Genomic DNA, 7,265 nt, shown 5'->3' with positions numbered 1-7,265 from the left:
GGCGCTCGGCAAGAACCTGCTCGTGGCGATCATGCCGTGGGAGGGCCACAACTACGAGGACGCCATCGTCATCTCGCAGCGGCTCATCCAGGACGACGTGCTCACCTCGATCCACATCGAGGAGCACGAGATCGACGCCCGGGACACCAAGCTCGGCGCCGAGGAGATCACCCGGGACATCCCGAACGTCTCCGAGGAGGTCCTCGCCGACCTCGACGAGCGCGGCATCATCCGCATCGGTGCGGAGGTCGGCGACGGCGACATCCTGGTCGGCAAGGTCACGCCGAAGGGCGAGACCGAGCTGACGCCCGAGGAGCGCCTGCTCCGCGCGATCTTCGGCGAGAAGGCGCGCGAGGTGCGCGACACCTCGCTGAAGGTGCCGCACGGCGAGACCGGCAAGGTCATCGGCATCCGGGTGTTCTCCCGCGAGGACGAGGACGAGCTGCCCCCGGGCGTCAACGAGCTGGTCCGGGTGTACGTGGCCCAGAAGCGCAAGATCCAGGACGGCGACAAGCTCGCCGGCCGGCACGGCAACAAGGGCGTCATCGGCAAGGTGCTGCCCGCCGAGGACATGCCGTTCCTCCCGGACGGCACCCCGGTCGACGTCGTGCTGAACACCCACGGTGTGCCCCGGCGGATGAACATCGGCCAGGTGCTCGAGCTGCACCTCGGCTGGCTGGCGTCGCAGGGCTGGAAGATCGAGGGCGGCCCCGAGTGGGCGTCGAAGCTCCCCGAGGAGCTCTACGACGTGGCCCCCGGCACGCACACCGCGACCCCGGTGTTCGACGGTGCCAAGGAGGACGAGATCACCGGCCTGCTCGGCTCGACGCTCCCCAACCGGGACGGCGAGCGGATGGTCGGCGAGGACGGCAAGGCGGTGCTGCTCGACGGGCGCTCCGGCGAGCCGTTCCCGTTCCCGGTGGCGGTCGGCTACATGTACATCCTGAAGCTGCACCACCTGGTGGACGACAAGATCCACGCCCGGTCGACCGGTCCGTACTCGATGATCACCCAGCAGCCGCTCGGTGGTAAGGCGCAGTTCGGTGGTCAGCGCTTCGGTGAGATGGAGTGCTGGGCGATGCAGGCCTACGGCGCGGCGTACACGCTGCAGGAGCTGCTGACGATCAAGTCCGACGACGTGCTCGGCCGGGTGAAGGTCTACGAGGCCATCGTCAAGGGCGAGAACATCCCGGAGCCGGGCATTCCGGAGTCGTTCAAGGTGTTGCTCAAGGAGCTGCAGTCGCTGTGCCTGAACGTGGAGGTCCTCTCCAGCGACGGTGCCGCGATCGAGATGCGCGACGGGGACGACGAGGACCTTGAGCGCGCGGCCGCCAACCTGGGCATCAACCTGTCCCGCAATGAGTCGCCGTCCGTCGACGACGTCGTCAACTAGTCCTGCCTCGGCTGCTACGAAATAAGGGGAAGACCCGACTTGCTTGACGTCAACTTCTTCGACGAGCTTCGCATCGGCCTCGCGACCGCGGACGACATTCGCCAGTGGTCCTACGGTGAGGTGAAGAAGCCCGAGACCATCAACTACCGCACCCTCAAGCCGGAGAAGGACGGGCTCTTCTGCGAGAAGATCTTCGGCCCGACCCGCGACTGGGAGTGCTACTGCGGCAAGTACAAGCGCGTCCGCTTCAAGGGCATCATCTGTGAGCGTTGTGGCGTCGAGGTCACGCGCGCGAAGGTGCGCCGCGAGCGGATGGGCCACATCGAGCTGGCCGCACCCGTCACCCACATCTGGTACTTCAAGGGCGTGCCGTCGCGGCTGGGCTACCTGCTCGACCTCGCCCCGAAGGACCTCGAGAAGATCATCTACTTCGCGGCGTACGTGATCACGAGCGTGAACACCGAGCTGCGGCACAACGAGCTCGCCACGCTCGAGAGCGAGATCGGCGTCGAGCGCAAGCACGTCGAGAACCGGCGTGACGCCGACATCGAGGCCCGCGCGCAGAAGCTCGAGGCCGACCTCAAGTCGCTCGAGGAGGAGGGCGCCAAGAGCGACGTCCGCCGCAAGGTCAAGGAGGGCGGCGAGCGCGAGATGCGCCAGCTCCGCGACCGGGCCCAGCGCGAGCTGGACCGGCTCGAGGAGATCTGGAGCACCTTCACCAAGCTCGAGCCCAAGCAGCTGATCGCGGACGAGGTGCTCTACCGCGAGCTGGTGGACCGCTACGGCGACTACTTCACCGGCTCGATGGGCGCCGAGGCGATCCAGAAGCTGGCCGCCGACTTCGACGTCGAGGCCGAGGCCGAGAACCTGCGCGACACGATCCGCAACGGCAAGGGGCAGAAGAAGCTCCGTGCGCTCAAGCGGCTCAAGGTCGTGGCCGCGTTCTCGTCCACGCAGAACTCGCCGATGGGCATGGTCCTCGACTGCATCCCGGTGATCCCGCCGGACCTGCGGCCGATGGTTCAGCTCGACGGTGGCCGCTTCGCCACCTCCGACCTGAACGACCTGTACCGCCGCGTGATCAACCGCAACAACCGCCTCAAGAGGCTGATCGACCTCGGCGCCCCCGAGATCATCGTCAACAACGAGAAGCGGATGCTGCAGGAGGCCGTGGACGCGCTGTTCGACAACGGCCGTCGCGGGCGTCCGGTCACCGGCCCGGGCAACCGGCCGCTGAAGTCGCTGTCCGACCTGCTCAAGGGCAAGCAGGGCCGGTTCCGCCAGAACCTGCTGGGCAAGCGCGTCGACTACTCCGGCCGGTCGGTCATCGTGGTCGGCCCGCAGCTCAAGCTGCACCAGTGCGGCCTGCCGAAGGCGATGGCGCTCGAGCTGTTCAAGCCGTTCGTGATGAAGCGGCTGGTCGACCTCAACCACGCGCAGAACATCAAGTCCGCCAAGCGGATGGTGGAGCGCGCGCGACCGGCCGTGTGGGACGTGCTGGAAGAGGTCATCACCGAGCACCCGGTGATGCTCAACCGCGCGCCGACGCTGCACCGCCTCGGCATCCAGGCCTTCGAGCCGCAGCTGGTCGAGGGCAAGGCGATCCAGCTGCACCCGCTGGTCTGCGAGGCGTTCAACGCGGACTTCGACGGTGACCAGATGGCGGTGCACCTGCCGCTGTCCGCCGAGGCGCAGGCCGAGGCGCGGATCCTGATGCTGTCGTCGAACAACATCCTGTCGCCGGCGTCCGGCCGCCCGCTGGCCATGCCGCGGCTGGACATGGTGACCGGTCTGTTCCACCTGACCCGCCTCAAGGAGGACGGGCTGGGCGCCGGGCTGGCGTTCTCCTCGCCGGCCGAGGCGATCATGGCGCACGACCGCCACGCCATCGACCTGCAGTCGCCGATCAAGGTGCGCATCTCCGACCGCGCGCCGGCGTCGGCGGACAAGCCGGAGGGCTGGGAGCCGGGCTCGACGTGGCTGGCGGAGACGACCCTGGGCCGGGTGCTGTTCAACGACCTGCTGCCCGAGGACTACCCGTTCATGAACGAGCCGATGCCGAAGAAGCGCCAGGCCGCGATCGTGAACGACCTGGCCGAGCGGTACCCGATGGTCACCGTGGCGCGCACCCTCGACAAGCTCAAGGACGCGGGCTTCTTCTGGGCCACCCGGTCCGGCGTCACGATCGCGATCTCCGACGTGGTCGTGCCGGCGAAGAAGGCCGAGATCCTCGACGAGTACGAGAAGAAGGCGGACGCGGTCGAGAAGCGCTACCAGCGCGGTCAGCTGTCGCACGCCGAGCGGAACAACGAGCTGGTCAAGGTCTGGGGCCAGGCGACCGAAGAGGTCGCCCAGGCCATGGAGGAGAACTTCCCGGACGACAACCCGATCCCGATGATCGTGAAGTCGGGTGCGGCGGGCAACATGACCCAGGTCCGGTCGCTGGCCGGCATGCGTGGTCTGGTGTCCAACCCGAAGGGCGAGTACATCCCGCGGCCGATCAAGCACAACTTCCGCGAGGGTCTGTCGGTGCTGGAGTACTTCATCGCCACGCACGGCGCCCGCAAGGGTCTGGCCGACACCGCGCTGCGGACCGCCGACTCGGGTTACCTCACCCGGCGTCTGGTGGACGTGTCGCAGGACGTCATCGTCCGCGAGGTCGACTGCGGCACCACCCGCGGCATCAACATGAAGATCGGCGAGGCCGGCCCGGACGGGACGGTCCTGCGCGACCAGCACGTGGAGACCAGCGTCTACGCGCGCACGCTGGCCGAGGAGATCACCGACAAGGACGGCAACGTCCTGCTCAACCGCGGCGACGACCTCGGCGACCCGGCGATCGAGACGCTCGTCGGCTCCGGGGTCACCAAGGCCAAGGTGCGCAGCGTGCTCACATGTGAGTCCGCGGTGGGTGTCTGTGCCACCTGCTACGGCCGCTCGATGGCGACCGGCCAGCTGGTCGACGTCGGCGAGGCGGTCGGCATCGTGGCCGCGCAGTCGATCGGTGAGCCGGGTACGCAGCTGACGATGCGTACGTTCCACCAGGGCGGTGTCGCGGGAGACGACATCACCACCGGTCTGCCGCGTGTGCAGGAGCTGTTCGAGGCCCGTATCCCGAAGGGCAAGGCGCCGATCGCCGACGTCGACGGCCGGGTGCGGATCGAGGACGGCGACCGGTACTGGAAGATCACGCTGATCCCGGACGACGGCAGCGAGGAGATCGTCTTCGACAAGCTGTCGAAGCGCCAGCGGCTCGCCGTCACCCCCGATGGCCCGCTGTCCGACGGCGACCACGTGTCGGTCGGCCAGCAGCTGCTCGAGGGCACGCCGGACCCCCACGAGGTCCTGCGGGTCATGGGTCCGCGCGAGGCGCAGCTGCACCTCGTGGACGAGGTCCAGAAGGTGTACCGGGCGCAGGGTGTGTCCATCCACGACAAGCACATCGAGGTGATCGTCCGGCAGATGCTGCGCCGGGTGACCATCCTGGACTCCGGCGCCGCGGAGTTCCTGCCCGGTGCGCTGGTCGAGCGGGCGGAGTTCGAGGCGGAGAACCGCCGCGTCGTCGCCGCCGGCGGCGAGCCGGCCTCCGGCCGCCCGGTCCTGATGGGCATCACGAAGGCGTCGCTGGCCACGGACTCGTGGCTGTCGGCGGCCTCCTTCCAGGAGACGACCCGCGTGCTCACCGACGCGGCCATCAACGGCCGGTCGGACAAGCTCGTGGGCCTGAAGGAGAACGTGATCATCGGCAAGCTGATCCCCGCGGGGACCGGCATCAACAAGTACCGCAACATCCAGGTGCAGCCGACCGAGGAGGCGCGGGTCGCGGCCTACGCGATCCCGTCCTACGACGACGGCTACTACACCCCGGACGTGTTCGGCACGGGCACGGGTGCGGCCGTCCCGCTGGACGACTACGACTTCGGCCGGGACTACCGATAGTCGTAGGGGTGTAGAGATAGGGCGGTGACGGGCCCCGGTGAGCTTCGGCTCCCGGGGCCCGTCGCTGTCCCGGGCTCGCGACGATCGTCGTGAGCCGTGCGGACGGTTACGTTCCACCAAAATATGTCACTTCGCCGTTACTCGTTGACGGCGTGATCGCCGGCGACGACCCTCCGGAGGATCATCCGACTTGCCGGAGGATCCGTATGAAGTCGCGTCTCGTCCGCCTGTTCGCCCTCCTCGCCGCGGTGGCCGCCGCGGTCACGGTCGCCGTCACGGTGGTGCCGGCCAACGCCGACGGGCCCGCGGTCGCGGACGCCTGCTTCACCTGGGACCGCCCGCTGGCCGAGGGCGCCGCCGGGGACGACGTGCGCCAGCTCCAGATCCGCGTCTCCGGCTACCCGGGCTACGGCGCCGTCCTCGCCCTCGACGGCCAGTACGGCCCCGCCACCAAGGCCGCGGTCACCCGCTTCCAGGAGGCCTACGGCCTGCCCGCGGACGGCGCCGCCAACCAGTCGACCTTCGACAAGATCTACGAGCTCTCCGACGACGACTGCACGCCGGTCAACTTCACCTTCGACGAGCTCAACAACTGCAACTCCGACTGGTCCGGCGGCAACGTCGACGCCGCCACCGCGAAGGCCAACGCGCTGGTCTCCATGTGGAAGCTGCAGGCCATGCGCCACGCCATGGGCGACCGGCCGATCGTCGTCAACGGCGGCTTCCGCAGCAAGGCGTGCAACGACGCGGTGGGCGGCGCCGCGGCGAGCCGCCACCTCTTCGGCGACGCGGTCGACCTCGGTGCCGGTTCCCAGGGCTTCTGCGGCCTCGCGCAGCAGGCACGCAACCACGGCTTCAACGAGATCCTCGGCCCCGGCTACCCCGACCACGACGACCACACCCACGTGGCCAACCGCGCCGACCAGTTCTGGTCCGCCCCCAACTGCGGCATCTGACCGGCACGGCGTCGCTACGCCCGGGAGCGATTCCGCAGCCCCGCTGAATCGACGACCAAGCGACCGTCGCTGGTGCCGCGCGCGCCCGTCCGCGATGCTCGTACGCATGGCGACCACACCGGACACCAAGGACTGGACCTGGGTGCTGGACCGCCCGTGCCCGGAGTGCGGGTTCGACAGCCGGACGGTCGCCCGCGAGGACGTCGCCGGCCTGCTGCGCCGCAACGCGGCCGCTGGCCCGCCGTGCCCGAGCAGCCCGCGGCGGCGCGGCGGCCGCGGCCGGACAAGTGGGCGCCGCTCGAGCAGGACCCGGCCGTGGTGGCCGCGGAGCTGACCGAGGCCGCCGGCCATCTCGCGTCGGCGTTCGAGCAGGTCAGCGACTGGTCACGGCCCGGAACGCGCAGCGACGGCGCCCACTTCACGATCGAGACGCTCGCGCGCTACCTCGTACACGATCCGGTACACACCATCTCTGGGACGTGACCGGCGAGCGAGCCGGAATGAACGCCGCTCGCTAGCTGTTGGAACCGTGTGAGCGGGGTAAACGACTGTGGCTCGAGCCGCAGGTGACCCCGGTTTTGACCCTCTCAAACCGGCCAGGTATCTTTGGTACTCGCGCCCGGCCCAGGTCGGGTCGATCCGCGTGCCTGTGCGCGGAGGTCCGCGAGAGCGGACACCCGGCAGTAACCGCGGAGTTCCTTCCGAGCCTCGTAGGGATGATTCAATCCTGCGCGGGCGTTATGGGGAAGGGCGACACGCCCGACCTCGTGATACGGAGCGGGACGAGAAGCAAAGACCTAAGCAGTAAGCAGTACACCAGGAGAAAGCCGGTCCATGCCCACGATCCAGCAGCTGGTCCGTAAGGGCCGCCAGGACAAGGTCGCCAAGCAGAAGACTGCGGCGCTCAAGGGGAGCCCGCAGCGCCGTGGCGTGTGCACCCGCGTGTACACCACCACCCCGAAGAAGCCGAACTCCGC

4 protein-coding genes and 1 pseudogene are annotated in these 7,265 nt (G+C 68.8%); all 5 read left to right on the top strand.

What is annotated here, in order from left to right; all coding sequences use genetic code 11:
• On the top strand, positions 1-1,393 hold a 1,393-nt coding region (locus VH969_RS05910), incomplete at its 5' end, for a DNA-directed RNA polymerase subunit beta (protein ID WP_527249147.1).
• Between the two features lie 39 nt (positions 1,394-1,432).
• Complete coding sequence (locus VH969_RS05905; protein WP_331971575.1) at positions 1,433-5,332, top strand: DNA-directed RNA polymerase subunit beta'; 3,900 nt, start codon at positions 1,433-1,435, stop codon at positions 5,330-5,332.
• Between the two features lie 206 nt (positions 5,333-5,538).
• Positions 5,539-6,288, top strand: a complete 750-nt coding sequence (locus tag VH969_RS05900; protein WP_331971572.1) for a D-Ala-D-Ala carboxypeptidase family metallohydrolase — start codon at positions 5,539-5,541, stop codon at positions 6,286-6,288.
• 243 nt (positions 6,289-6,531) lie between these two features.
• Positions 6,532-6,771, top strand: coding sequence for a hypothetical protein (locus VH969_RS05895; protein ID WP_331971569.1), 240 nt, complete (start codon positions 6,532-6,534; stop codon positions 6,769-6,771).
• 351 nt (positions 6,772-7,122) lie between these two features.
• Positions 7,123-7,265, top strand: a pseudogene (locus VH969_RS05890) (30S ribosomal protein S12); the annotation flags it as partial.

Origin of the sequence: Actinophytocola sp., from assembly GCF_036555685.1 — a bacterium.
Taxonomy (GTDB): Bacteria; Actinomycetota; Actinomycetes; order Mycobacteriales; family Pseudonocardiaceae; genus Actinophytocola.
This window is presented reverse-complemented; position numbering and strand designations above follow the sequence as displayed.

Bases quoted from the DNA above. Each gene is read 5' to 3' on its own strand.
- VH969_RS05900 (WP_331971572.1), top strand. From the start codon at position 5,539: ATGAAGTCGCGTCTCGTCCGCCTGTTCGCCCTCCTCGCCGCGGTGGCC.